Raw genomic sequence first — 26580 nt, forward strand, 5'->3', positions numbered from 1 at the left:
TGGTGTTACTTGTGGAATAATAAGACTTTCTTTTGTCACATCCGGTGCAACTATATTACCCACATTTTCCTTCTTCGTCTGTGGTGACACTATATTGCCCACATTTTCTTTTTGCACTTGTGGCCAAACAACATTACTGACGTTTTCTTTTTTCGTTTGCGGCGCAACTATATTACTTACATTTTCTTTTTTTATTTGCGGCGCAACTATATTACTTACATTTTCTTTTTTCGTTTGTGGTGACACTATATTGTTCGGTTTCATCTTATTAATAATTTGCGGGGCAATTAACTCGCTTCCTTTTTTTATTACATCTGAAATTTTATAGTCTTTTGCAGGCTTAATCGGTGGTTGTGGTGGCTGTGGTAATATATTCACTGAAAACTTTGTGCTTTCTTTTCCCACAGGTTTCTCTACCTTTTCTACAACTGGTGGCTTTTCAATTACAGCTGGTTTTTCAACGACAGGCGGCTTTTGAATAGGTACTTCTTTTTGAATAGGTATTTCTTTCTGAATCGGTTTTTCTTTTTGGATTGGTACTTCTTTCTGAATCGGCTTTTCTTTTTGAATGGGCATTTCTTTTTGCGGCTTCATTTGCATTTCTTTTTGCGTTTGCTGCATAGCCGGTTGCTGCGTAATCGGCGCAGATTGATATGGTGCTTCTTCTTCATCTTCTATTCCAAGCGGCGTAGGTGTCGCTGCAAATTCTTTTTGTTGTACCTCTTTTACATATTCTTTTGGAGGAGCTGAACCAGCACCCATATTTTTTTTCACATGCACACTGCTAGATGGCACTTTTATTTTCATACCTGGCATAATCAGATCGGGATTAGTAAGCTGCGTATTCGCCTTTTTTAACGTTTCAAAATCTACTCCGTACTTTTTCGCAATTTTCCAAAGGGTATCCCCTTTTTGCACGATATGAATTTTCAAATTTTCCCCCTCCTGTATTACTTATCTATAAGCCAAAATAATGTAAAGTGAAACTGTCCTCTATAATTTAACACTCTTGCTCTTACCATTTAGTCATACACAATATTGCACGAATATGAAAAAATACAATGATTCCCTCAACACAATGTATGACTGCAATTAGCTAATTATGTTTAATAAAAAAGCGACGGAAATCCGTCGCTTTTACACACGCTCTAACATACGATTTAAGGCAAGAACTGCTTCTTTTGTCACCTGCTTATCTACTTGAATAACATTGACTTCTTCTCCACGCTCTATCGTTTCTAACACCCACAATAAATGTGGTAAATCAATACGATTCATCGTTAAACAAGGACACATAAAAGGGTTTAATGAAATAATTTCTTTATCCGGGTGTTGATGAATAATCCGGTTTACTAAGTTCATCTCTGTACCAATTGCCCATTTGCTTCCAGATGGTGCTTGTTCGATCATATCAATAATATACTTTGTTGACCCTGCATAGTCAGAAGCTGTTACCACTTCATAACAGCATTCTGGATGAACAATAATATTCATATCAGGATGATTTTTTCGTACGCTTTCAATATTTTTCACAGTAAAATTTTGATGAACCGAACAATGACCTTTCCATAAAATCACCTTCACATCTTCTATATTCCCATCATATTCTAATGAATCTGTATGCGGATCCCAAACCGCCATTTTATCTAATGAAATACCTAGGTCATACGCTGTATTTCTTCCTAAATGTTGATCTGGTAAAAAAACAAGACGCTCTTTTTGCGTAAATGCCCAAGATACCATTTTTTTTGCATTTGAAGATGTTACTGTCGCCCCGCCATTTCGTCCACAAAATGCCTTAATAGCTGCCGTAGAATTGACATATGTTAATGGAATCATCGTATCCCCAAATAACTGCGTAAGTTCGTTCCAAGCTCGTTCTGTTTGTTCGATATCTGCCATATCCGCCATGGAACAGCCAGCACGCATATCTGGTAAAATAACGACCTGTTCATCGGCCGTTAACATATCTGCTGTTTCAGCCATAAAATGCACACCGCAAAAGACAATATATTTCGCTGCTTTATTGCTAGCCGCTACTTGCGCAAGTTGCAATGAATCTCCCGCAGCATCTGAAAATTGAACAACTTCATCCTTTTGATAATGATGCCCTGGAATAAATAATGCTTCCCCTAATTTTTCTTTAATTTCACGAACGCGCTCTTCCATTTCTTGTACTGACATCGTTTGATAACGCTCTGGTAACATCGTTTCAATTAGCTGAACTTTCTCTAAAATACTCATTTGTAATCTCCCCCTCTAACCCTCTCACCTTAAACTTCAATATTAAAGCTAATATCTAACGCCTTTACAGAATGTGTTAATAATCCAAGTGAAATGTAATCTACCCCTGTTCCACCATAGTTCGATAAATTTTCAATTGTAATGCCGCCGGATGCTTCTGTCACAATTGTACTTGGAACAATTTTAGAAAACTCACGAACTTCTTCTGGTGTACGGTTATCAAACATAATAATATCCGCTCCTGCGGCAATCGCTTCGCGCACTTGTTCTTCTGTCTCCGTTTCCACTTCAACTTTCACCATATGCCCAAGCTTTTCTTTCACAGATGTAACAGCTTTTGTAATAGACCCTACAAAAGCAATATGGTTATCTTTAATCATGACACCATCGTATAATCCGAAGCGATGGTTATATCCGCCTCCGCAAACAACCGCATATTTATCAAACATGCGAAGCCCTGGCATCGTTTTTCTCGTATCACAAATACGTGTATGATCACTTTCTAGCGCCAGAACAGCTTTGCGCGTCATCGTTGCTATACCACTCATGCGTTGAATAATATTTAAAATTACACGCTCCGCTGTTAATAAAGATGCAATTGGTCCTTCGACACTTGCTAAAATCTCACCTTTTTCTACGAAATCTCCGTCTTTTTTATAAAGTGTAATTTGAATGCCGTCATCTAATAATCGAAATCCTTGTTCAATTACTGCTGTCCCTACGAATACCCCCGTTTCTTTCGCAAGGAACGTTCCCTTTGCCCTTAAATTATCAGGAAAAATAAGCTGAGATGTTACATCTTTTTCTCCAATATCTTCCAGAATAAATCTTTCTAATGCTTTTCTTACCTTTAACGCGTTCATACAATCCCTCTTCCCCTCATTACACAAGTTGTAAATTTCTATTAGCAAGAATAATTTTTTTCGTTACTTGATTTCGTCTTGGATAATCACCACGATAATGACCACCTATGCTCTCTTTTCTTTGCAGTGCCGCTTCTGTAATGAGCTGACAAACTGTTAGCATATTTATAATTGTTATATCTTCATTTGTAAAAGCTTCATATTGCATTCGAACACTTTGTATACGATAATGTTCAAACCATTGCTTCGCATATAATAAACTCTTTTCTGTTCGTACAATTCCTACGTACGTCATCATATGTTTTTGTATTTCTTTTTTCGTAGGTAACTGAGGAACTTTTGATATTCCATGTATTTCTTCGCTATTATTTATCTTTTCTTGTACCGGATGAGCTAAAATATGTGTTCCCATTCGTTTTCCAAACACAAGCCCTTCTAACAATGAGTTGCTCGCTAATCGGTTTGCACCATGCACACCGTTACAAGCTACTTCACCTATAGCATATAAATGCGGAATAGATGTTTCTCCATCACAATTCGTTTTAATGCCACCCATATGAAAATGAGCACCAGGAACAACTGGAATTCTATTTTTTTTTACATCTATACCATTCTTTTTGCATAATGCCGATACAGTAGGAAAACGTTCTTCAAAGTTTTGAATAGAAGAAATATCCAAGTATACACTTTCACCTGCAAGAAGCTGTTCATGAATCGCACGTGCCACTACGTCACGCGGTGCAAGATCATGTTGCGGATGTACATCCAGCATAAAACGCTGTCCTTTTTCATTTAACAGAACAGCTCCTTCACCCCGTACCGCTTCTGAAACAAGTCCACAGCAACGTCCGCCTACATATAGCATCGTTGGATGAAATTGCACAAATTCTAAATCAACAAGTTCGCCACCAGCTCTGTATACCATCGCGAGTCCGTCACCTGTAATCGTCTCGTCGTTAGACGTAAATGCATACACCCCTCCAACACCGCCTGTAGCTAATACAATATGTTCAGCATAGTAACGATGTATATTTCCTTCACTATCACGGGTCAAAACGCCCTTACATGTATCATTTTCTATAATTAAATCGAGCACCATTTCTCGCTCCACTACTGTAACGTACGGAGCGACTTCCTGAACCAAATGCTCTAATAAAATTCGTCCTGTTGCATCTCCACCAGCATGTAAAATACGTCGTTTTCGATGCGCACCTTCTTTTCCAAGATGGGGTCTGTTTTCATCTCCATCAAATTCCATCCCATTTGCAATGAGCTTACGAATCTCTTTCGGCCCTTCTTCCACTAAATATCGAACTGCTTCTTCATTGTTATAGCCACAGCCGGCCGCTATTGTATCTTCGTAATGATCATTCGCATTGTCATATGTAGCTACAGCTGCTGCAATTCCGCCCTGCGCTAAATGCGTATTGTTATTGCGGCCTGTTTTCTTTGTGATAATCATCACATTCTTTTCGTGACAAATCTCTTTCGCAACACTAAGTGCTGCAACACCACTTCCGATAATTAAGACATCTGCACTTGGCATGATCATTGCCTCCTAGTTTACACTTTTCAACTGTCTTGACACCTATATTTACATAGTTTTAAAATAATGACAAGAGTTTTTTAGAAAGTAATATTTTCACCAAGGAGTTTAACGAAATTCTCATACTATATAAATCCATTTTATTTTTTCGACATATAAATCGCTGCTATGAAGGAGAAAAGGGGACTTACACTCATTTTCTCTCTCTGTTTTTACTTGGGGCAGGAAGAGGATCTGACCGCTTCTACGCATGGCCGGATGCTCTCTCCCACCTAAAAAGAAAGGGTTTATGTCGGTTTTTTAATTTGAATTTATATACTTTAAAATAAAAAAACGAATGTAACTCTACTATAGAGAGGACTATACATTATGATATATCTTGACTATGCAGCTACAACACCAATGAGCAAAGAAGCGATTGACACATATACGAAAGCAGCACAGCAATACTTCGGTAATGAACAAAGTTTACACGATATCGGAGGGACAGCTTCTTCTTTACTACAAGTTTGCAGGGGAGCATTTGCACAAATGATTAGAGGAAAAGAACAAGGCGTATTTTTCACAAGCGGTGGTTCTGAATCTAATTATCTTGCAATCCAGTCGCTCTTAAATGCAAAAAGCGGCAAGCACATACTTACAACACCGATGGAGCACGCATCGATTCGCAGCTACTTTCAGTCATTAACAAAGCAAGGATATACAATCACGGAAATTCCTGTGGATTCATGCGGGCTTATTAACCTTAAGGCTTTAGAAGCAGCAATTACAGACGATACAGTTTTAGCAAGTATTCAGCACGGTAATTCTGAAATTGGAACCGTTCAACCTATCTCAGAAATTGGAGCACTACTAAAAAAACACCATATTTTATTTCATACAGATTGTGTACAAACATTTGGTAAACTCCCAATTGATGTCACAACGATGCAAATTGATAGCCTTTCTGTTTCCGCACATAAAATTTACGGACCAAAGGGTGTCGGAGCTTGCTATATAAACCCAAAAGTTCGCTGGGAACCAGTCTTCCCAGGGACATCTCACGAAAAAGGATTTCGCCCTGGTACAGTTAACGCTCCCGGTATCGCTTCGTTTCTGACAGCAGCAGAGCATATATTGGACGATCGTGAAGAAGAACGCGCTCGTTTTGAGCAATTACGATCCTATTTTACAGAACAATTACAAGCAATTCCCCTTGAAATTCAAGTAGAAGGACATTCTACTTCTTGTTTACCTCATATTATTGGGGTTACAATAAAGGGAATAGAAGGTCAGTACACGATGTTAGAATGCAATCGCCATGGCATTGCCATTTCAACAGGAAGCGCATGTCAAGTCGGCAAACAAGAACCTTCAAAAACAATGCTTGCAATTGGAAAAACGTATGAAGAGGCAAAACAGTATGTCCGCTTTTCATTTGGACGTCATACAACGGAAGAACATATTGATACAACCATTCATGCACTATGCACAATTGGAAATCAATTTTATAGAGGTGTTAAATTATAATGAAACAAAATGACCAGAAAAAGATTTTAGGAGAAGAAAGAAGACAGTTCATCTTACAATGGCTCCTTGCTGCTAACGAACCGTTATCCGGGAGTGAATTATCTAAGAAAACAAATGTCAGCAGGCAAGTCATCGTACAAGATATTTCCTTACTAAAAGCGCGAAACGAACCAATTATCGCAACTGCACAAGGATATTTATATTTAAAACCACAAGCAAAGAAAAATACATTTGAACGTGTTATCGTCTGCCAGCATAAACCAGATGAAGTACGCCAAGAATTAACATTGCTAGTCGACCACGGTGTTACAATTAAAGATGTAAAAGTAGAACATCCTGTATACGGCGACATAACAGCTTCTATTATGGTGAGCAATCGTTTTGATGTTGAACAATATTTGCAAAAAATTGAAGATACAAATGCTTCCTATCTATCTCAATTAACAGATGGCATCCACTTACATACAATTGAAGCAGATTCCACAGAAAAATTAAACGCTGCTTGTGATGCGCTAGATCGCGCTGGATTTCTTGTTTATTAAAATAAAAGCACAGAGAGTTTCATTCTTCTCTGTGCTTTTATTTATGAAATGATATAATATTGAAATCAATTGGTAAAGGAGAGATGATATGGGAATCAAACTCGTTCACTTTAGCATTGGCAAACCAAAACAAATGCAATATGGAGAAAATAAAGAAATGACAACAGGCATCTGTAAAGAGCTTACAGAAGAAGCCTTTCTATCAAAAGACGGATTTCTTGGAGATGGTGTAGCTGACCTAAGGTTTCACGGCGGACCTGATCGCGCTGTTTGTATCTATCCGTATGAACATTACGCGCTATGGGAACAAGAATTTCAAACAACACTCCCACCCTCTGCATTTGGCGAAAATATTACCGTAACAAATATGTTAGAACATGATATTTTCATCGGCGATACATATCAATTAGGTGAGGCTGTCATTCAAATTACACAAGGCCGGATACCGTGTAGTACCATCTCAAAAAGAGTTGGCATCCCCGGTATTTTACCGCGCATTGTAGAAACCGGTTATACCGGCTATTTATGCCGTGTTCTTCAAGAAGGCGTTGTTCGCAAAGACTCACAAATGAAACTACTAGAGCGCCATCCAAATCAAGTTTCTATTCTGTTTTCTAACGAAGTATATTTTCATAGACGGAAAGATACAGAGGCAATGGAGAAAATTATTGCTGTTCCAGAACTAGCAGAAGCTTGGCGCGAGCAATTAGTAGATCGCTTAGCAAAATTGAAATAAACCTCACTGCATATGCAATGAGGTTTATTTTTGTTTACAACCAATAAGACGAATAACTCCCCAGCACCGTCACAGAAAAACCAAGTGCCTCAAGCTCCATGGTTACTCCTGGCAACAACACATCATCATATGCCTTATCCACATCAATTAAGAAAAAGTAATTACCAAGTCCCGTTTTCATTGGACGAGATTCGATTTTCGATAAATTTAATTTTCTCCATGCGAAAGCTGATAATACTTGATAAAGTGCTCCTGCATAATCAGCAGGTAACGTTATCATAAGTGTCGTTTTCTCCCCGCGGTTCTCACCGTTTTTCGGTAGTAGTGCCCGCTGTTTTTTATGTAACACGAGGAAACGTGTATGGTTATTTTTATGCGTATGAATATTACGCTGCACAATTGCTAAATCATACTTCTCTGCTGCCGCTTCATTTGCAATTGCAGCGATCCGTTCTTCCGGATGTTCTTTCACATATTGCGCCGCTGCACTTGTGGAAGTCATATCCCGAACCGTTACACCTTTTAATTCTTCATTTAAAAACCTATGACATTGCGCAATCGCATGCGGATGAGAATGAACTGCATATACTTCTTTCCACACCTCTTCATAATCTGGATGCACAAGTAAATGTTGCTGAATAGGCACTGTAATTTCTCCTACAATGAAGAGCGGCTGCTCATGCACAAGATAATCAACAGTAATATTAACAGAACCTTCAATCGCATTCTCTAACGGTACAACTGCAAAGTCTACATTTCCATTTGCTGCAGCATCCATACAATCAGGAATCGTGCGATATGGCACATGCTCTGCCTCCGGAAAAAAACGACTCACCGCCATATTTGTAAATGTTGCTTCTGGTCCTAAATAGCCAACTCGAATCATCGTCTTTTCCCCTCTTTTTCGTTTTCTTACTGTTATACCATGAATATTTTTATTTTTCTATGTGAATTTTGAATATTTTAAAAAGACTAGCGTTTGCTAGTCTATATGTTTCATATATTCTTTTTGAGCGAAGAAGAAATAGATAGCTGTTGCTGCACAATATATACCGATGATCTTTATACTTGTAAATAACACATTCATTTCCATTAAATTACTCAATGCATAGAAAGCAAATATACTATGCACTATACCGACCACAATAGGAATAAAAAATAAACTCCCCATTTGCCGTCTAACAATCCGTTTTATTTCTCCTTTCTCCATCCCTATTTTCATTAAAGACTGATACTCTTTACGATCCTGCTCAATATCTGAAAACCATTTAAAATATGTCATACTGCAAGTTGCTAAGAAAAAGAGAATACTAATAAATGATCCGATAAATAATAACACTGCTCCCCCTTCCTTAAATTGGATATATATACTGATCTTATTTCTCATCGAAGAAGAATAATCTGGAGACACTTTTCCCCTCACTTCTAACGCGAATTTTTTTTGCTCCTGCCAATTTGGAATATTATAACCATAATATACATATTTTTCATGATTAGGAATGACACTTTCCCATTGTTTAAACTGTTCATCCCGTACAACTAATAATTGATTATGGTGCCCAGCGCCATCTCCATTAAAAACCATATCTGATTTAGATTCATGCAATTTAATTTGATATGGTACTCCTAACATTTGAAAATAGAATATTTCCTTGTTATACACATCCTGACCATCAAAAGCCATTGGGTTTATAAATGTGCCATAACCTTTTTTATTGTTTACCATGCTTTTTCCTTGCTTCTTTGCTTCTTTGTTATAATCCGTTTGTGAAATAACTGTAATCGGAAACAGACGTCCGTCATGTGTTGTAATAAACTTTCCTGGTAATCCGATAAACTGTACTTTCTCTACATTTTCATAACCATATTTTTCAAATAGTACTAAGAGCTCATCGGGAGAAATCACTTCATGAGATTCTATTCCTTTTTCTGTATAGGAAATTTCATGAGGAAATGAAAACATAGCGCTTTTGGGAAGGTCAGAAAAATATGCATATGCAGTTCCTGTTGCTGTAATAACTGTTGCTGTCAAAATAGAAATGGAAAATAAAAACTTCGCATGATCTTTCAATTTATGCTCAAGGCTGCGAAGCACAAATAGATTTGGATATGTATAATAGATATTCTTCTGTTTTTGAAGTCCTTTCAAAACAAATAAACTGCCTTGAGTAAATAAAAAATAAGTTCCTATAATTACAGTACTAAGGATTGGATAAAAGTAGAGAAATAACTCTCCTAGCGTTACTTTTACCGCAAAGGTATATCCACATAAAAGTAAAATAATCCCTAAACCAAATCGCCATTTCCCTACTTTAAAAACTCTACGTCCTTTCCTCTTATCCAATAATAAATCAACAATTTCTAACCTCCGCACATTCCACAAACCAAATAGTGCTAAAGAAAAAAACAGAATTGCATATACAACAACGGTAATCAAGAATGGTTTTATTTGAAAGATGAAATAAATCCTATTCTCTAAATCTAAGAGTACACTTAATGTCATTAAAAATAAATTTGAAAATAACATCCCAACCCCAATCCCAATACAAGTTGATACCAAGCCCACTACAGCCTGTTCTAAGAATAGTAGAATTGAGATTCTAGCATTTGTAGATCCCATTAATTTAAGCAATCCTAATTCTTTCTTTCTCGCATCAAGAAAAGTAGCATTAGAACCTAACATAAACAGTGCCGAGAACATAAGAATAAGATAACTACACCCTTGTAAACCTGATCGAATTCCAATGTGGACATTACTGTGTACAACTTCCGGATGATGAACAAAAGATGTATACATATAAAAAACTGCTACAGAAAAAGAGCTACTTAATACAAATGCTTTATAACTCCGCCAATTCCCCCTTATATTTTGTATCGCTAGCTGCCTGACATTCATCTGCATTCCCCCTGTAACCTGTTACACACGTAAAAAGCTAGAGGTTTCCCTAGCTTTTTACGTGTTTTAAATATCCTCTTTGTGCAATCATAAAGTAAATTGCCGAAGCTACAATATATGCTCCAATAACAATCGCACCTGATTTCCATAAATCTAAATAAAGCATTTTCCCTAATGTATGAAGAGCAAATCCGCTATGCAATGTACCAATGAGAATTGGAATAAAGAAAATGACTCCCATTTGGCGAATAGCAATTTTATGAATTTCTTTATCTGTCATACCGATTCTCTTTAATGACTTAAATTGAACACGATCTTGTTCTTTATCATTAAACCATTTAAAGTATGTCATGCTGCAAGCAAAGAAGAAAAATAGTACTGCTACAAAGAAACCGATGAACATTGTAATTGCCCCTTGTTCCTTTATTGCTTTATAAGTAAGAACTGAATTATGGAAATTCTGTTGTTGTTCTTGTGCAATTTCTTTTTTCAGGTCTACTACAAGATTCTCTGTTCCTTTCCAGTCTCCAATATAATATCCGTAATATTTTGTCTTTTCTTCATCTGATACAACCTTTGCATATTTCACAAAGTCTTGATCATTAACAATAAGGTACCCTTCATCGTTAAAAACAGATTGTGCAATTGGATCATTTAGCTTAATAGACTGTTTTTGTCCGTTCAGCGTGAACTCAAATGGTTTTGTACGATCTAACTTCACAAAGTCATTCATCATATCAATTAAAACCATCGTTGCGCTTCCTGGTTCATTATGAACTTCCTCTTTCTTTTGCTTACGTGCTTCTGCATTATATTCTTTTTCTGAGATAATACCTAACGGCATCTCATGATTGCCATTCAACCCCTCTATTTTCTGTGTTGCTGGAAGTTTTACATATGTTACTTTTCGTGCATCTTCAAACCCATGATTTTTCAATAACTCTTGCATTTTCTCTTCACTAATGATGTTATGTGTATTTACTCCCTTTTCCTCATATGAAATAGCATGCGGCGTACTAGCTACTGTTTTATAACTCATATCTTCAAAGAATACATACAGTGTACCAACCGCGGAAGAAACAACAGCTGTAATAATGGATATAACAAAGAGAAAACGAGCATTATCTTTCATTTTATAAATAAGATTACTAAGTACAAACATATTGGGATATGTATAAAAAGATTTTTTTCGTTTTTGTAACACCTTTAATACAACAGTGCTACCTTGCGTAAATAGTAAGTACGTTCCTCCAATTGTCAGTCCTACAATCGGTAAAAATAGCATAACGAAATTCATAAGCGTAACTTGGAAACAAAGTACATACGCGACAATAATACATAATATCCCGACTACACATAGCCATGTAAATGCGAAAGGCTCTACTTTTTGTTTTCTTGCTTCTCTTAATAAATCAATAATTTGCAAACGACCGACCGTCCAAAGACCGAATAATGATAGGATGAAAAAGAGAACGAAGTATACACTAGCTGTAATCAGAACTGCTTTTCCATTCCATACAAGTGGAAGTGTTTTATCTACACCAAGTAATACACTTAAAGCTTGAAAGAAGAGCTTTGAACAAAGCATACCAAGAGCGATCCCTACTACAATTGCGATTACACCTAAAATCATTTGCTCTAGTATAATCATACGACCAAGCTGCGCTTTTGTTCCACCTATTAATGTTAATAAACCAAACTCCTTTTTTCTCGCTCGTAAAAACGTTGAGTTAGCATATAAAATAAATAGTGCTGAAAAGATGACAATGATATAGTTCATTGATTCTAGCCCTTTTGTAACCATCGTCTTCATGCTAATGTTTCCGCTCACTACATCTGGATGATAAATGAAGGAAGCGTACATGAAAAATACTAAGATTGATAAACAACTACTAATAAGAAAAGCTTTATAATTACGCCAATTTCCTTTTACATTATTAAGCGCGAGCTGGCGAAAGTTCATGATATTCCCCCCCTAGCATCGCAAGTACATCTAAAATTTCTTGGAAAAAGGCTTGCTTTGTTTTTCCTTTATGAATTTCTGAGAAAATTTCTCCATCGCGTATAAAGAGAATACGTTCGCAATAACTAGCTGCTACTGGATCATGTGTTACCATGGCAATTGTTACTTTTTTCTGTTCATGTAAATCTTGCAGTGCGCCCATTAAAGATTTCGCAGACTTAGAATCTAAATTCCCAGTTGGCTCATCTGCTAAAATTAATGTCGGTTCATGAATAATTGCTCGTGCAGCTGCCGCACGTTGTTGTTGTCCACCCGATACTTCATATACTTTTTTATTTAAAATTCCTTCGATATTTAAAAACTTCGCAATTTCAAGTACTTTCGTATCAATTTCTTTTACAGGGCGCTTCGCCATAACTAATGGCAAAATAATATTTTCTTTAATCGATAACGTATCAAGTAAGTTAAAGTCTTGGAAGATGAACCCTAAATGTGTACGGCGAAATTCCGCTAGTTTTGTAGCACGCATTTGACTAATCTCTTCACCATTCACATAAACATGGCCTGAAGTTTGCTTATCAATTGTTGCTAATAAATTTAGAAGTGTTGTTTTCCCACTTCCTGAAGGACCCATAATACCTACAAATTCGCCTTCTTCAATTTTAAAATTTATATCGTGTAAAGCAGTCGTTGCCACTGATCCTTTTGATTGATACACCTTCGTTAAACCTTTTACTTCAAGAACACTCATTTCTAAATCCCCCTATGTGCTTTCTTCTTACATTTACTATAAGAAAAATAAGAAAAAGAAACGAGTGATTTTCCTTACAAAACCGTTTGTTATCTTACAATTTTGTCATTTTTCTCATCAATGCATGATATTCTTCATCTTTTGCAAATTGGAATGTAAATGTTGTACTTTCTCCTTCGGTTGATTGCACGTAAATTCCGTGATGAAGATTATCACAAATTTCCTTTGTAATATATAATCCCATTCCTGTTGCTTCTCTTGTTTTTCTTCCATTTGTTCCTGTAAAGAATGGTTCAAAAACTCGTTTGATGTCTTGCTTTGGAATACCAATTCCAGTATCACAAATATGTAATAAAACTGTCTGTTCCTTCTCCTCTATTTGAAACTGAATTTCTTTCTTATCCACTTGCGAGATTTTTGTGTATTTAATTGCATTCATAACAATTTGATTGATTGCAATACTAATCCATTTTCGATCGGAAGCGATCGTACACGTTTCTTCTTCAAACATTACTTTCGGATATACAGAAGATTGAATGAAAGATTTTCGATTTTGGTTAATAACCTCTCGAACAACCTCTAGTACATTTACTACCTCCACTTTGTAATCTTTTGCAAACTGTTCTAACCTTGCCATATGTAACGCTAAATCTAAACCATGTAAAATACGATTATTTTCTTCACGAATACTTTCAACCGTTTCTCTTGCTTCGCGATGCGCTTTACCAAATTTCTGCAACAGTAATTCAATCACTGAAACTGGTGTTTTCATTTGGTGAATCCATTGGTTCATAAAGATCATTTGCTGTTGATCTTTCGCATGCTTCTGGTGAACCTCATTCATATATTGCTGTCTAAGCAAAATGAATGCTTCTACAATCATTTCTTGTTCAGCCGTATAGGAAGCATCAATTAATAAAGAGTCATGTAACGTATGTCCTCCAGCAATGTATTGTTCGATTCTGTTTAAAAACACGCTGCGTTTTCGATAATCATAAATCAGGTATATAATAAATACGATAGTCGCTAGTAAAAGGCCATACAACCATGTACTCCACTGTATCGATCGTTTCTCTAAAAGTCCTTGTAGTTGTAATACAAGTCCAAATAAGCAAAGGCTCACAATATATGAAACAATTAAAGGAAAACGATCAATGAGGTAACCCTTAAGCTTCATGCCCATCTCCCCACTCTGTAAGAAGTGCGTAACCGTATCCCCGCTTTGTTACGATTGCATTTACAATCCCAAGCTCCTCTAGCTTCTTTCGGACACGCTTTACGTTCACTGTTAATGTATTATCATCAACGAATGCTAGTTCATCCCATAATGCCTCTAAGAGCTCCTCACGCGTTACATATTGATTTGCCTGCTTCATTAAACACTCTAATAAATAAAATTCATTTTTTGTGAGCTCTATTTGTTTCCCTTGCCACTCAACTGTATGTTGTGATGGAAATAGCAGCAATCCCCTCACACCAAAGCAATCGCTTTCTGCCGATGAAGCATACTCACCGTATCCACGACGCAAGGCGCTTTTTACTTTCGCCATAACAATATCTAAATGGAATGGCTTTGCAATATAATCGTCACCACCGTTTTCAATTGCCATGACCTGATCCATTTCTCCGGTTCGTGCAGAGACAAAAATGATTGGTGCATTAGATACAGTTCGAATTTGACGACACCAGTAAAAACCATCAAAGTACGGGAGATTAATATCGAGTAAAACTAAATGTGGATTCACTTTCACAAATTCATCTTTTATATGGCGTAAATCTGCCACTCGAAATGATTGATAGCCATACTTCTCTAAATGTTCTTCTAATATCCCAGCAATCTTTTCGTCATCTTCTACAATTAATATTTTATACATATACTCCCTCTCCCTTGTTTCTTACTACGGAGTGACTATTTCTTTCATTCTTCTGAATTTAAAAATGAATATCTATTTTGATTTTCCAACGTATAAGTCATGGCTATGAAAAACAAAAGATGACCTCTACTTGCTTTCTCCTTTTGTTTTAACTTGGCATGGGGCAGAAAAAGGATCTGACCGTTTCTACGCTCGACCAGATCCTCTCTCCCACCTAAAGATTAGGCTTTCTAACGGTTTTTCAATCTGTATTTCTATCGCTTTGACTTCTAACATACAAATTGCGGCCTTGAAAACAAGAGGAAATCCCCACTCTTTTTCTCCCTCTGTTCTCACATGGCATGGGGCTCAAAAAGGCACTGACCGCTTCTACGCTCGACCAGATCCTCTCTCCCACCTAAAAATTAAGCTTTCTATCGGTTTTCCAATCTGTATTTCTATCGCTTTATTTACACTCCTTTCTCGATTATAAAAAAGACTGCCGTATTTTGGCAGTCTTAATCGATAAATTCGAATTGATATTCAAGAATTTTTACAATGTCACCATCTTTTGCACCGCGTGCACGAAGAGCTTCATCAATACCCATTCCGCGCATTTGACGAGCGAAACGACGTACAGATTCATCACGTGAGAAGTCTGTCATCTTGAATGTTTTCTCAATATCATAACCAGAAATGACAAATGTACCGTCACTTTCGCGTGTAATTTCAAACTTAGATCCTTCAGATTCAAATTTGTACATTACACTTGCTTCAGATTCGTCTACAACATCATGTACTGGGAATTCTGGTGTTGTTTCCACTAAGTTTGCTACTTCAAATAATAGATCACGAACACCTTGTTTTGTTACGGCAGAGATTGGGAAGATTTGAACTTCGTCTCCTACTTTCTCTTTAAATGCTTGTAAGTTTTCCTCTGCATCTGGCATATCCATTTTGTTTGCAACAACAACTTGTGGACGCTCTGTTAAACGCAGATTGTACTCTTTTAATTCAGCATTGATTGTAACATAATCCTCATATGGATCACGGCCTTCTAAACCAGACATATCAATAACATGCACGATAACACGTGTACGTTCGATATGACGTAAGAATTGGTGTCCAAGTCCAACGCCCGCATGTGCTCCTTCGATTAATCCAGGAAGGTCAGCCATAACGAAGCTGCGGTTATCACCAGTTTCAACAACACCAAGGTTTGGAACAATTGTTGTAAAGTGATATTCTGCAATTTTCGGACGTGCTGATGATACAACGGATAATAATGTTGATTTACCTACGCTTGGGAATCCAACAAGTCCAACATCCGCTAATACTTTTAATTCTAAGATTACATCACGTTCTTGACCTGGTTCCCCGTTCTCAGCGATTTCTGGTGCTGGGTTCGTCGGTGTTGCAAAACGTGAGTTACCACGGCCACCACGACCACCTCTTGCAATAACAGCTGATTGCTCATGCGTTACTAAATCCGCAAGAATTTGACCAGTTTCCTCATCTTTTACAACTGTTCCTGGTGGAACCTTTACGATTAAATCGTCAGCTTTACGGCCATGTTGCCCTTTGCTCATCCCGTGTTGACCGCGATCAGCTTTGAAATGACGTTGGTAGCGGAAGTCCATTAATGTACGTAAGCCTTCGTCAACAACGAAAACAACATCTGCACCTTTACCGCCATCGCCACCTGCTGGGCCACCCTTTGGAACATACTTCTCACGACGATACGCAACCATTCCGTTTCCACCGTCGCCGCCTTTTACATATATCTTGACCTGATCTACAAACATTATTTCACCACACTTTTTTCGATTGGTTGTAATATAACCGAGATTTCATCATCTCGCACTGTATAAGAAATGAAATACGATTCATTGTTTTGGTTTGTAAGCCACGTTTGTAGTTCTTCTACATTCGTTAGCTTGCCACGAAAATCAAAAAAGAAACGAGCATTCTCCGCGTCACATTCAATTGTGATACAAACATAATTTTCAACATAAACGTCTAAACTATGCTGAAGCATTGAGAAAAATTCATTCGTCCACGTACACACTTCTTCATCGTAATGAGATAAGTTATGTAATTTCCCTAATACTTCGTACTCCAATAAGCACGGCTGCTGTTTCCAATTATATGTTAAAATCCATTCTGAAAATAAAGGCATCGATAGCCCCATCAGATTGGATTCTTGTCTCGCTTCTTGGACAAAACGATCGATGAGCCCATGAATCTCTTCCACTCTTCCAAGGGAGAGGTTTCCTTTAATCATCTGCATACGATTGAGCCAATCATGCCTAGAATGGCTCAACGCATCTATAATTGTCCATTTTTTATTCATCCAGATACCCCTTAATATAGAAAAACTCTAACCTGCACTCAGGTTAGAGTTTTCCGTGAGTTTCTTATGCTTCTTGAGCAACAGGATATACGCTCACTTGTTTGCGGTCACGGCCAAGACGCTCGAAGCGTACTACGCCGTCAACTTTCGCGTATAAAGTGTCATCGCCACCACGACCAACGTTAACACCTGGATAAATTTTTGTACCGCGTTGACGGTAAAGAATTGAACCACCTGAAACCGTTTGACCATCTGCGCGTTTAGCACCAAGACGTTTTGACTGAGAGTCACGACCGTTCTTTGTACTACCTACACCTTTCTTAGATGCGAAAAACTGAAGATCTAATCTTAACATACGTTACACCTCCTGCATTTTTTCTATTAAACGGATATACTTTCCGTAATCAAGTTCAATCGTCTTAAGCGAAACAACCAATCCTTCTAAAAGCGTTTGAGCTTTCTCTGCTGTATGAGCATCTAAATCATTAGGCAACTCATACGTTAAGAATCCACCATCACTTCCGAGCTCAATAGTTGCTTGCACATTACAAAGTACTTCCACTGCATTTATAGATCCAAACACGACCGCAGTTGTTCCAGCACAGACAAGGTCTTGTCCATGTGGTGCATAATCGGCATGCCCAGTCATTTTAAATGATTGGATACTTCCTAATTTCGTGCGACTTATCGTAATTTTAATCATCTTAACCAGAATTAAGCGTTGATTGCTTCAATCACTAGCTTAGTGTAAGGTTGACGATGACCTTGTTTCTTACGATTGTTCTTTTTCGCTTTGTATTTGAAAACGATGATTTTCTTAGCGCGACCTTGTTTTTCAACTTTCGCAGTAACTGTTGCACCTTCTACAACTGGGCTACCAACTTTCACGTTTTCGCCACCAACGAAAAGAACTTTGTCAAAAGTAACAGTTTCACCAGCTTCAGCATCTAATTTTTCAATGTAGATTTCTTGACCAGCTTCAACTTTAATTTGTTTTCCACCTGTTTCGATAATTGCGTACATACTTGCACCTCCTCATAATTACTAAGACTCGCCAAAACGAGGTAGACATAAAATGCCTTTTTGGAACCTGTCTTGTGCGGTTGTAGCATATAGCAGTTTAGGTGCTATAAACTATAACATAAAGATGTTATCACGAAACGTTGACTATTGTCAATAAATGTTCTGCTAACTATTTTTACGCAGCATCATTTCTTGCCTCGTTCCAAATCGAATAATTGCATATTTCTCAGCTTCTTCATCTGTGAAATAAACTTGGAACGGTATATTTTTTTGCAATTCTTTTTGTAAAAATATTTTTTGTACTTCTTTTGAAGCTGCAATTAATACCGCCTCGTCCTCCGAACTACTATATGTAACAAGTTCTCTTTCTAGCTCGTATGCAATTGATTCATGAGACATTACATATCCTGTCGCCTGGCACGCTGAGCAATCGTCTAATAATACATCACGGAGCGAGTGTTTTTTTCGCTTACGTGTCATTTCTAAAATACCGAGCTCTGTAAATCTAAGAACACGTGTATATGTACGATCCCTTTGTAATGAGGAAATGAGCCTCTCTCTTACTTTTTCTTTATTTTCTTCTTTTTTCATATTAATGAAGTCAATTAAAATCATACCACCAATATCACGCAGTCTTAATTGACGAGCAATTTCTTCCGCAGCTATTTCATTCGTCCGTAATACCGTATCTTGCAAGTTCTGCTTTCCAGTAAATTTACCGGTGTTCACATCAATTACCGTCATTGTCTCCATTTGCTCAATAATTAAATAAGAACCGTTTGATAACCACACTATTTTTTGCAGTGCTTTTTCAATCTCACGCTCCACACCATAGTGAATGAACATAGAAGTTGTTTCATTGTAAAACGAAACCTTTTCTTTTCCTACTTTATCTTGCAATTCCGGTACTATACTGCGTGTATCTACAATTACTTTTTCAATTGTTTCAATCGGATTTTCTTTAAATACACGATCTAAAAAGGTTGCTGGACGATGGAGTAATAACGGTGCCTTTCCATGCTCTTCTTTTCTTTTTAATTCTTTATACAGATCTTGAAAATGTTGCATTTCAATCTGCACTTCATCAATTGCACCTTTGTCACAAGCTGAACGGAAAATATAGCCTCCGGTTCCCTCTACTTGAATTTCAAGCAATTGTTGCCGTTTTTTATTATTTTTTATTTTCCGGGAAACAGCGCGCATTTCATCATAAGGCATATAAACGACATATTTCCCGGTAAATTCTACATTCGCTGTTAATTTTGGCCCTTTTGTATCAATCGCTTCTTTTACCACTTGCACGAGCAATGCTTGTCCTTCGTGCACTCGATATGATGATGGAACATCGTCATATGAAAGATAGGCATGTTTTTCTAAACCGATATTTACAAACGCTGCATTCATCCCAGCAATCGTTCGTACGACACGTCCCACATAAATATGCCCAACAATCTCTTGCTCTTGATTTCGTTGCCATAAAAGCTCAACAATCTTTTGTTTTTCTTCTACAGCAACCCGTTTTTCCGAACCAGTATAGTTGATGTATAACGTCTTCAAAATACTTTCCTCACTTTTTCATTTTCTTTTCCTCTTACAATATAAAAGGTTAGTGTCCTCGTCAACACTAACCGATTAACTCTTCCACAGATGAAGTAGTTCGTTTTTCGGTAAAATAAGCATAAAGCAATTCGTTTTCGTCTAATGTATAATGCTCTTTATATTTACCATGAACGATAATCGAGTGCTTATACCCTCTCCGAAACTTTGTGAAAATCGTGTATAATCGATCCTCAGTTCGCACTTCAATTGGAGCAATCTTTTCAATATCTCGCTTGTTTCCATAATAACGTTCTAGTAAAAAACGCATAAACGCATAGCGCCGTTGCTTCCATTCTTGATATAAAGAAATAGCTAAAAACAGAAGCAGCACCCACATCATAATACTATTACTATTCCAAAACAGTTGCCAACCTAATATTACACTAAAAAAAACACATGATATTTTCATCATTTTCTCATGCGCTTGTAAATAAGGAAATTGATGTGATAAAACATTAAACAATACTTTTCCACCATCTAGTGGCCAAATTGGTAGTAAATTAAACCCTAGAATCATTAAATTGTTCCATACAAAGAAATGATAAAGTTCCTCACTAAACCATCCTGCCCTAGCCAAAGCATAAGCTAGCCCAATCATCCATACATGTTGAATAGGTCCTGCTATTACAACGATTAATTCTTCCTTTAACGGCTTATTCCCATGTTCCTCAAGCTCTGCCACCCCGCCAAACGGCAAAAGTTGTATTTGCTTGATTCTCCATTTATAATGAGCAGCTGCGAAGGCGTGCCCAAGCTCATGAATCAAAACGATACAAAATAAAAGTAGTAATTCTTTAAAACGCGCCGTAAAAATCCCAATAGCTATAATTCCCCAAAACAGTGGATGCACTGTAATTTTTGACAATACTTCACTATATTTATTCAAATGAAATCACCTGAATCGGATCGATAAATTTTTCATTCTTTTTAATTGCAAAATAGAACTTGCCATTCTTGTTATCCGCATTGGTCCCAACTGTTCCAACCTTTTGTTTCTTTTCAACATAATCATATAATTTTACAGATGCCTCACCTAAATTTCCATACCATGATTCCGTACCATCTGCATGCTGGATCTCAACTATATTCCCAAACCCCTCTTTCTTACCAGCGAAAATAACAACCCCTTCATTTACCGATTCAACAGTTGTATTCGCGGCTGTTTGTACAAATACACCTTGGCCATCTTTTTGAAAACTTTGCATAACTTTCCCTGAAGCCGGAACTGCATAATCTTTTTGCTGTATGCCTTGTTTCTTTTCATTTGCAGGTAGAAAAGCGAGCGGTTTTCCAAATTGATTTTCGTACCACTTGGATACAGTAGCAAACTGAAATTCCTCTTGCATAACTTGTTTTACAACCGTTCTTGCTCCATCAAAAGAAGCTGGTGCATTTTTAAATAAAATGGCTACCGAGAGAACGAGAATCGCCGCTAATAAAAATTTAAATAAAAATACTTCCTTTCGAAAAAGAGGATGCACCTCTTTTTCACCTTCTTCAATGAACATCGTTTCTCCATCAAAGTTTCCTTCAGAAAAATACTGTTCTTCCTCGAGTCTCTCTTGTTCTTCTTTTCTCTTTGCAATCCGTTTTTTAATCTCTTCTACACGTCTATTCTTCATCCTGTCCCCTTCCTTTTGCCACCTCTTCTTGCAAGAGGCAAGTAAAGTGAAACTATCTTCCCTACTGATTATTTCCCCCGCAAATAGCAGGGAAAATAAAAGTTCTCTATTTTCCAAACTTTATACAGTTTGTACATATGTATGAACCCTAAGAGGAAGATATTCATGAGAATAAAAAAGAAAGCACCTCGCATACATGCGAAGTGCTTTTAACGAATTCCAAAGAAATTTTTCATCTTTGTAAAAACAGATACTTTTTCTTGCCCAAACGCTTGTAAAGGGACAGATTCACCTAGCAAACGTCTTGCAATATTCCGATAAGCTAATGATGCTTTTCCATTCGGCTGCAATGCTACAGGTTCACCTGTATTTGTAGCACGAATAACTTCATCATCATCCTCGACAACTCCGAGCAACTCAATCGAAAGTGTACGTACAATTTCATCTACATCTAGCATATCTTGCTCATGTAGCATATGGCTACGCACACGGTTAATAACAAGTTTTGGTGGTTCGATATCTTCTTTTTCTAAAAGCCCAATAATACGGTCTGCATCACGCATAGAAGATACTTCAGGCGTCGTTACAACAATCGCTTTGTCCGCACCTGCCACCGCGTTTTTGAATCCCTGCTCAATACCAGCAGGACAATCAATTAATATGTAATCATAATCATAATCTTGACGTAATAGTTGTATTAACTCATCCATTTGTTCAGGTGTTACCGCTGACTTATCGCTCGTTTGTGCTGCAGGTAATAAATAAAGTTCATCAAAGCGCTTATCTTTTATAAGAGCCTGAGGTAAACGACAACGACCTTCGACGACATCAACAAGATCAAATACAATACGATTTTCTAGCCCCATTACTACGTCTAAGTTTCTTAGACCAATATCCGTATCAATTAAACATACTTTTTTCCCGGATAATGCTAAGGCTGTACCAATGTTTGCAGACGTTGTAGTCTTTCCTACCCCGCCTTTTCCAGATGTAATTACTATTGCCTCTCCCACAGCTATACAATTCCCCTTTCTAACTTTGTTAAATTAGGTCTAAGATGAGTGAGAAGTTGCAGGCGATCGACAACAATGTGATTGTTCTCATCAATATACGCACATTCCGCCGCCTCTGCTCCGTCTTCTTTCTCTTCCGGAGCCCGCATTGTCACATCACTAATTCGAAGTTGCATTGGATTCATAACAGATGCTGCAATGACAGCATCTGTATCCCCATAATATCCAGCATGCGCAATTCCTCGTAATGATCCAACGACAAAAATATTTCCCCCAGCGATAACCGTTCCGCCTGGATTGACATCTCCAATTAACAATAGATTTCCTTTTACATGCAATACTTGACCTGAGCGAACAATTTTGGAAACAGGGACAATTTCTGTTTCTTCTTTCCACGCTATTGCTTCAGCTTTTGTTATGACATCACTCTCAATGGAATCCACAACAAGATTTTTTTTATTACGAATCAAAGTGCGAATTTCTTCTTGCTGTACATCTGTCAAATAGCGATTACCAACTTTAACATGTACTTCGATTAATGAACGTCCATCACCATCGTAATAGTGAGTGGAAAGCTTTTCGTCCAGTTCTTGCAGTAATTCAGAGAATGAACAGCAATCATCTAAATGTAATGTCAGTCCATCTTTTGTCCCTTTTATCGTTATATTTTGTTGCTTTTTTTCTTCCACTAAAGTTCACCCCAACGATTCAATTCGACATAAAATTAGAAAATCCTTTTTTCTTTTTCTTCCATCGCTTTTGAAAGACGCACAAGATATCGTCTCAGTGGGAAACAAACTAGTAATAAGAAAATTCCATTTAACAATAAAGTAGCAAGGAGACGATCTGAGAAAAAGATATGCGCCGGTACATGAATACGTCCTAGTAGCGTTAAAAATCCATATACATAATACTCTAATGCTGCAATTCCCGTTAATACGATAAAAGAAACAATAAATAAATTCAATTGCAATACTCTCATCGTACTATACACAAGATACGCCAAAATTGGATAAGCAAATATATATACACCAACAAGTTCTGTATATACAGTATCAAATAAAAAACCAAATAATAGCCCATAGTAAATACCTTGTAAAGGACTAAAATAAACGGTAATAAAACATAGCACAATCATAAAGAAATGCGGAGCTGCAATACTGTCTTTCCAAAACAATGCTGTTGGAACTACAGTAGAAAACATATTTTCGAATAAAAACACAAAAAGAAGCAGCAGAGGAAGAATTGCTCTTTTCAAAATAGCCATATCTTCTCCCCCTTACTGTTCTAACGCTGCTGAGGGCATAACTCTTTTTGTAACCATAATATGGTCTACATCATTTAAATCCGCAGCAGGTTTTACGTAAGCTGTTTGTGTTAATCCATATTCATCTGGTGCAACATCTACAATTTTCCCAATTACTAACCCTTTCGGGAAAATATCACTTAATCCTGATGTTACAACCGTTTGATCTTTTTCTACTTTTACATCAGATGGAATCTTTGTGAAAACAAGAGATTGTTTTTCCTTGTCGTATCCTTCAATCAATCCAAAAATACGCTCTTGCCCTTCTACTACAGCAGAAATACGATTTGTTCGATTCAGTGAACTCAATAATTCTACAGTTGATGTAAATTGAGACACACTTTTCACTCGTCCGACTAACCCTTTTGAAGTCATAACAGCCATATCCTTCTGGATTCCTTGCTGTGCACCTCTATCAATTCCGATTAAGTCATACCACTTGTCCGGATTGCGTGCAATCACTGTAGCTTGGATTGGCTTATAGTCACGAAGAGAATCTTTTTTATCAATCGTTTCACGAAGCTTCGCATTATCTTTTTCCAAATCTTTTACTTTCACGGATAATTCCGCATACTTATCTAATTTTTCTTTTAATGTTTTATTTTCTTCATACGTGCGCTTTACATCTTCTACGTTCTCAAAGAACCCGGCAACATAATTCGCTGGCTTTTGGAATACACGTTCTACAACACCGACAGTATCTTTTACAAACTGCTCTGGCCATGTTAGATTTTTCCGTTCTTTCAGTGAGATTCCAATCAATGCCACGAGAAGAATAATACTAACTAGCAAAACAATTAATCTTTTGTTTAAGAAAAACTGTGGCACGTTCACACCCTCTTAATTTCATTGATTTTTATTTTGGAATATTATCGAGCAGTTTTGAAAAGGTCGATATTATCTAAAGCTTTACCTGTTCCAATTGCTACACAGTCAAGTGGATTTTCTGCAACAAGAACTGGCATTTTCGTTTCTTCACTAATTACTTTGTCCAAGTTGCGAAGTAATGCACCGCCTCCTGTTAATACAATTCCACGGTCCATAATATCCGCTGCTAATTCAGGTGGCGTTTTTTCTAATGTGTTTTTCACTGATTCTACAATTGCATCTACTGTATCTTTTAACGCATCTGCAATCTCTTCTGGCTTGATTAATACTGTTTTTGGTAAACCACTTACTAAATCACGGCCACGAATTTCCATTGGCTCAATACCTTCTGGCTCGCCTGCAGAACCGATTTCTAATTTTAATGCTTCTGCTGTTCTTTCACCGATCATTAAGTTGTAGCTTTTCTTAATGTATTGAATGATTGAATCGTCCATATCATCACCAGCAACACGAACAGATTGACTTGTTACAATCCCGCCTAAAGAAATGATCGCAACTTCTGTTGTTCCGCCGCCAATATCAACAACCATACTACCAGTTGGTTCCCAAACAGGTAAGTTTGCACCGATTGCTGCTGCAAACGGTTCTTCAATTGGATATGCATCACGCGCACCTGCTTGACGAGTTGCATCGATTACTGCACGTCTTTCTACAGCAGTAATACCAGATGGCACACATACCATTACATATGGCTTACGAGAGAAAAATCCATTTGATTTTTGCGCTTGTTGAATATAGTATTTCATCATTGTCGCTGTTGTTTCATAATCAGCGATTACACCATCTTTCATAGGGCGAAGAGCCACTACGTTTCCTGGTGTACGACCAATCATTTGTTTTGCATCGCTACCAACTGCAACGATTTGTTTCGAATCAGTTTGCAATGCTACAACTGAAGGTTCACGTAAAACTACACCTTTTCCTTTCACGTATACAAGCGTGTTTGCTGTTCCTAAATCAATTCCAAGATCACGAGTAAAACCACCAAATCCAAACATATCATCTATCTTCCTTTCTCATTTTCACGGACTCATTTTCTTACTTTATATTTATAATAAAACAGTACGTTTTTATATTTTCTATCCTTTATTGTAAGCGAATGCCTACAAAAAACTCATAAATCACATTATAAAACAAAATAGGTAAAAAGAATAGTCTTAAATATGACCTTTTTCTTTTAAACTCACGAATTTATGGTCGCCTATAATAATGTGATCAAGGACTTCAATTCCAATGATCCTTCCACATTCTACCAATCGTTTTGTCACTTCAATATCTTCCCGACTCGGCGTAGGATCTCCTGAAGGGTGGTTATGCAGACATATAATAGAGGCTGCTGCGCGACGAAAAGCTTCTTTGAAAACCTCGCGAGGATGCACAATTGAGGCATTTAAACTCCCAATAAACACAGTCTGCCGATGCATAACTTGATTTTTCGTATTCAAGTATAAACAGACAAAGTGCTCTTGTTGTAAAAAACGCATCTCTTCCATCATATAACTAGCACAATCTTCTGGACTCCGAATACTATATCGATTTTGGTACTCTAAACGCACCATCCTTCTCCCTAGTTCAAAAGCAGCGATTAACTGAGAGGCCTTTGCTATTCCTACACCATGAATACTCGTCATCTCTTCTATTGTAGCATCTTTTAACATTCGTAATCCGTCAAAATGATATAAAATTTGATCCGCTAATGTTAGAACTGATTCTTCTTTAGAACCAGTTCTAAGTAGCACTGCGAGAAGTTCCCGATTCGATAAACTGCTTGCTCCTTCTACTAATAAACGCTCCCGTGGTTGTTCTTCTTTCAAAACATCACGAATACCGTTCATATTTTCACTCCTTTTTCAATTTTTCGCAAAGAAAACCC

General features: G+C 37.2%; 27 protein-coding genes and 1 other annotated feature. Of the genes, 3 read left to right on the forward strand and 24 right to left on the reverse strand.

Features of this window, described 5'->3' with window-relative positions; all coding sequences use genetic code 11:
• From safA to nadB, 4 genes are all read right to left on the reverse strand, one after another.
• Positions 1-933, reverse strand: a 933-nt coding sequence (gene safA, locus BPMYX0001_RS18990) for a SafA/ExsA family spore coat assembly protein (protein ID WP_033799118.1), incomplete at its 3' end; no start/stop codon positions are given.
• A 204-nt stretch (positions 934-1137) separates the two neighbouring features.
• Entirely contained in the window at positions 1138-2244 is a 1107-nt protein-coding gene (nadA, locus tag BPMYX0001_RS18995) for a quinolinate synthase NadA (protein WP_006096054.1), read from the reverse strand.
• Between the two features lie 29 nt (positions 2245-2273).
• Entirely contained in the window at positions 2274-3107 is an 834-nt protein-coding gene (gene nadC, locus BPMYX0001_RS19000; RefSeq protein WP_006096055.1) for a carboxylating nicotinate-nucleotide diphosphorylase, read from the reverse strand.
• A 19-nt stretch (positions 3108-3126) separates the two neighbouring features.
• Positions 3127-4653, reverse strand: a complete 1527-nt coding sequence (gene nadB / locus BPMYX0001_RS19005; protein ID WP_018781690.1) for an L-aspartate oxidase — start codon at positions 4651-4653, stop codon at positions 3127-3129.
• 366 nt (positions 4654-5019) lie between these two features.
• Here nadB and BPMYX0001_RS19010 point away from each other — a divergent pair, with 366 nt between their 5' ends.
• From BPMYX0001_RS19010 to BPMYX0001_RS19020, 3 genes are all read left to right on the forward strand, one after another.
• The gene (locus BPMYX0001_RS19010) at positions 5020-6162 is read left to right on the forward strand and encodes an IscS subfamily cysteine desulfurase (protein WP_029427232.1); all 1143 of its coding nucleotides are present in this window, start codon (positions 5020-5022) and stop codon (positions 6160-6162) included.
• Complete coding sequence (locus BPMYX0001_RS19015; protein ID WP_003208602.1) at positions 6162-6704, forward strand: transcription repressor NadR; 543 nt, start codon at positions 6162-6164, stop codon at positions 6702-6704. Before BPMYX0001_RS19010 ends, BPMYX0001_RS19015 begins: the two co-directional genes overlap by 1 nt.
• An 88-nt stretch (positions 6705-6792) precedes the next feature.
• Positions 6793-7440 carry an MOSC domain-containing protein gene (locus BPMYX0001_RS19020; protein ID WP_006096058.1) on the forward strand — a complete coding sequence of 216 codons (648 nt, stop codon included), beginning with the start codon at positions 6793-6795 and terminating at the stop codon, positions 7438-7440.
• A 34-nt stretch (positions 7441-7474) separates the two neighbouring features.
• Here BPMYX0001_RS19020 and pheA read toward each other — a convergent pair whose 3' ends face one another.
• The 20 genes from pheA to radC all read right to left on the reverse strand — a co-directional run bounded on the left by pheA (position 7475) and on the right by radC (position 26542).
• Entirely contained in the window at positions 7475-8326 is an 852-nt protein-coding gene (pheA, locus tag BPMYX0001_RS19025) for a prephenate dehydratase (RefSeq protein WP_003200865.1), read from the reverse strand.
• A gap of 96 nt (positions 8327-8422) precedes the next feature.
• Positions 8423-10336 (reverse strand): ABC transporter permease, encoded by a 1914-nt coding sequence (locus BPMYX0001_RS19030; RefSeq protein WP_033799119.1) that lies wholly within the window; start codon positions 10334-10336, stop codon positions 8423-8425.
• A 49-nt stretch (positions 10337-10385) separates the two neighbouring features.
• Complete coding sequence (locus tag BPMYX0001_RS19035) at positions 10386-12299, reverse strand: ABC transporter permease (protein WP_033799120.1); 1914 nt, start codon at positions 12297-12299, stop codon at positions 10386-10388.
• Positions 12274-13050, reverse strand: a complete 777-nt coding sequence (locus BPMYX0001_RS19040) for an ABC transporter ATP-binding protein (protein ID WP_006096061.1) — start codon at positions 13048-13050, stop codon at positions 12274-12276. The genes BPMYX0001_RS19035 and BPMYX0001_RS19040 overlap by 26 nt, the downstream gene beginning before the upstream one ends.
• Before the next feature lie 94 nt (positions 13051-13144).
• On the reverse strand, positions 13145-14227 hold the full coding sequence (locus BPMYX0001_RS19045; RefSeq protein WP_033799121.1) for a HAMP domain-containing histidine kinase: 1083 nt from the start codon (positions 14225-14227) through the stop codon (positions 13145-13147).
• Entirely contained in the window at positions 14217-14924 is a 708-nt protein-coding gene (locus BPMYX0001_RS19050) for a response regulator transcription factor (RefSeq protein WP_003200854.1), read from the reverse strand. The genes BPMYX0001_RS19045 and BPMYX0001_RS19050 overlap by 11 nt, the downstream gene beginning before the upstream one ends.
• Positions 14925-15421: 497 nt before the next feature.
• Entirely contained in the window at positions 15422-16708 is a 1287-nt protein-coding gene (gene obgE / locus BPMYX0001_RS19055) for a GTPase ObgE (RefSeq protein ID WP_003200852.1), read from the reverse strand.
• A complete protein-coding gene (locus tag BPMYX0001_RS19060) occupies positions 16708-17256 on the reverse strand; it encodes a sporulation initiation phosphotransferase B (RefSeq protein ID WP_003208615.1) in 549 nt (182 codons plus the stop codon). Before BPMYX0001_RS19060 ends, obgE begins: the two co-directional genes overlap by 1 nt.
• A 64-nt stretch (positions 17257-17320) precedes the next feature.
• Positions 17321-17611 carry a 50S ribosomal protein L27 gene (gene rpmA / locus BPMYX0001_RS19065; RefSeq protein WP_000944957.1) on the reverse strand — a complete coding sequence of 97 codons (291 nt, stop codon included), beginning with the start codon at positions 17609-17611 and terminating at the stop codon, positions 17321-17323.
• A gap of 3 nt (positions 17612-17614) precedes the next feature.
• Positions 17615-17959, reverse strand: a complete 345-nt coding sequence (locus BPMYX0001_RS19070) for a ribosomal-processing cysteine protease Prp (protein ID WP_006096063.1) — start codon at positions 17957-17959, stop codon at positions 17615-17617.
• A gap of 11 nt (positions 17960-17970) precedes the next feature.
• On the reverse strand, positions 17971-18279 hold the full coding sequence (rplU, locus tag BPMYX0001_RS19075) for a 50S ribosomal protein L21 (RefSeq protein ID WP_003200848.1): 309 nt from the start codon (positions 18277-18279) through the stop codon (positions 17971-17973).
• A 14-nt stretch (positions 18280-18293) separates the two neighbouring features.
• Positions 18294-18371: a sequence feature (ribosomal protein L21 leader region), on the reverse strand.
• A 73-nt stretch (positions 18372-18444) separates the two neighbouring features.
• Complete coding sequence (locus BPMYX0001_RS19080; RefSeq protein WP_003208621.1) at positions 18445-19836, reverse strand: Rne/Rng family ribonuclease; 1392 nt, start codon at positions 19834-19836, stop codon at positions 18445-18447.
• Positions 19837-19903: 67 nt separating this feature from the next.
• Positions 19904-20764 (reverse strand): M50 family metallopeptidase, encoded by an 861-nt coding sequence (locus tag BPMYX0001_RS19085; RefSeq protein ID WP_018781684.1) that lies wholly within the window; start codon positions 20762-20764, stop codon positions 19904-19906.
• Positions 20757-21500, reverse strand: a complete 744-nt coding sequence (locus BPMYX0001_RS19090) for a M23 family metallopeptidase (protein ID WP_006096065.1) — start codon at positions 21498-21500, stop codon at positions 20757-20759. Before BPMYX0001_RS19090 ends, BPMYX0001_RS19085 begins: the two co-directional genes overlap by 8 nt.
• Before the next feature lie 209 nt (positions 21501-21709).
• Positions 21710-22513 carry a septum site-determining protein MinD gene (minD, locus tag BPMYX0001_RS19095; protein ID WP_003200838.1) on the reverse strand — a complete coding sequence of 268 codons (804 nt, stop codon included), beginning with the start codon at positions 22511-22513 and terminating at the stop codon, positions 21710-21712.
• Between the two features lie 2 nt (positions 22514-22515).
• Entirely contained in the window at positions 22516-23202 is a 687-nt protein-coding gene (minC, locus tag BPMYX0001_RS19100) for a septum site-determining protein MinC (RefSeq protein ID WP_003200837.1), read from the reverse strand.
• Between the two features lie 35 nt (positions 23203-23237).
• Complete coding sequence (gene mreD / locus BPMYX0001_RS19105) at positions 23238-23780, reverse strand: rod shape-determining protein MreD (RefSeq protein ID WP_003200835.1); 543 nt, start codon at positions 23778-23780, stop codon at positions 23238-23240.
• A gap of 12 nt (positions 23781-23792) precedes the next feature.
• The gene (gene mreC, locus BPMYX0001_RS19110; protein ID WP_018764385.1) at positions 23793-24647 is read right to left on the reverse strand and encodes a rod shape-determining protein MreC; all 855 of its coding nucleotides are present in this window, start codon (positions 24645-24647) and stop codon (positions 23793-23795) included.
• A 41-nt stretch (positions 24648-24688) separates the two neighbouring features.
• Positions 24689-25705, reverse strand: coding sequence for a cell shape-determining protein MreB (gene mreB / locus BPMYX0001_RS19115; RefSeq protein WP_003200832.1), 1017 nt, complete (start codon positions 25703-25705; stop codon positions 24689-24691).
• 159 nt (positions 25706-25864) lie between these two features.
• On the reverse strand, positions 25865-26542 hold the full coding sequence (gene radC, locus BPMYX0001_RS19120) for a RadC family protein (RefSeq protein WP_003200830.1): 678 nt from the start codon (positions 26540-26542) through the stop codon (positions 25865-25867).
• Positions 26543-26580 lie beyond the last annotated feature (38 nt).

Origin of the sequence: Bacillus pseudomycoides DSM 12442, assembly GCF_000161455.1 — a bacterium.
GTDB lineage: Bacteria > Bacillota > Bacilli > Bacillales > Bacillaceae_G > Bacillus_A > Bacillus_A pseudomycoides.

What these genes read in the sequence shown, in the direction of transcription:
- BPMYX0001_RS19015 (WP_003208602.1), top strand. Translation starts at nt 6,162, where the DNA reads ATGAAACAAAATGACCAGAAAAAGATTTTAGGAGAAGAAAGAAGACAG.
- nadC (WP_006096055.1), bottom strand. Translation starts at nt 3,107, where the DNA reads ATGAACGCGTTAAAGGTAAGAAAAGCATTAGAAAGATTTATTCTGGAA.
- BPMYX0001_RS19050 (WP_003200854.1), bottom strand. Translation starts at nt 14,924, where the DNA reads ATGTATAAAATATTAATTGTAGAAGATGACGAAAAGATTGCTGGGATA.
- BPMYX0001_RS19070 (WP_006096063.1), bottom strand. Translation starts at nt 17,959, where the DNA reads ATGATTAAAATTACGATAAGTCGCACGAAATTAGGAAGTATCCAATCA.
- mreD (WP_003200835.1), bottom strand. Translation starts at nt 23,780, where the DNA reads ATGGCTATTTTGAAAAGAGCAATTCTTCCTCTGCTGCTTCTTTTTGTG.
- BPMYX0001_RS19060 (WP_003208615.1), bottom strand. Translation starts at nt 17,256, where the DNA reads ATGAATAAAAAATGGACAATTATAGATGCGTTGAGCCATTCTAGGCAT.
- rpmA (WP_000944957.1), bottom strand. Translation starts at nt 17,611, where the DNA reads ATGTTAAGATTAGATCTTCAGTTTTTCGCATCTAAGAAAGGTGTAGGT.
- nadB (WP_018781690.1), bottom strand. Translation starts at nt 4,653, where the DNA reads ATGCCAAGTGCAGATGTCTTAATTATCGGAAGTGGTGTTGCAGCACTT.
- obgE (WP_003200852.1), bottom strand. Translation starts at nt 16,708, where the DNA reads ATGTTTGTAGATCAGGTCAAGATATATGTAAAAGGCGGCGACGGTGGA.
- BPMYX0001_RS19020 (WP_006096058.1), top strand. Translation starts at nt 6,793, where the DNA reads ATGGGAATCAAACTCGTTCACTTTAGCATTGGCAAACCAAAACAAATG.
- pheA (WP_003200865.1), bottom strand. Translation starts at nt 8,326, where the DNA reads ATGATTCGAGTTGGCTATTTAGGACCAGAAGCAACATTTACAAATATG.
- BPMYX0001_RS19045 (WP_033799121.1), bottom strand. Translation starts at nt 14,227, where the DNA reads ATGAAGCTTAAGGGTTACCTCATTGATCGTTTTCCTTTAATTGTTTCA.
- BPMYX0001_RS19035 (WP_033799120.1), bottom strand. Translation starts at nt 12,299, where the DNA reads ATGAACTTTCGCCAGCTCGCGCTTAATAATGTAAAAGGAAATTGGCGT.
- rplU (WP_003200848.1), bottom strand. Translation starts at nt 18,279, where the DNA reads ATGTACGCAATTATCGAAACAGGTGGAAAACAAATTAAAGTTGAAGCT.
- BPMYX0001_RS19030 (WP_033799119.1), bottom strand. Translation starts at nt 10,336, where the DNA reads ATGAATGTCAGGCAGCTAGCGATACAAAATATAAGGGGGAATTGGCGG.
- mreB (WP_003200832.1), bottom strand. Translation starts at nt 25,705, where the DNA reads ATGTTTGGATTTGGTGGTTTTACTCGTGATCTTGGAATTGATTTAGGA.
- radC (WP_003200830.1), bottom strand. Translation starts at nt 26,542, where the DNA reads ATGAACGGTATTCGTGATGTTTTGAAAGAAGAACAACCACGGGAGCGT.
- nadA (WP_006096054.1), bottom strand. Translation starts at nt 2,244, where the DNA reads ATGAGTATTTTAGAGAAAGTTCAGCTAATTGAAACGATGTTACCAGAG.
- BPMYX0001_RS19090 (WP_006096065.1), bottom strand. Translation starts at nt 21,500, where the DNA reads ATGAAGAATAGACGTGTAGAAGAGATTAAAAAACGGATTGCAAAGAGA.
- BPMYX0001_RS19040 (WP_006096061.1), bottom strand. Translation starts at nt 13,050, where the DNA reads ATGAGTGTTCTTGAAGTAAAAGGTTTAACGAAGGTGTATCAATCAAAA.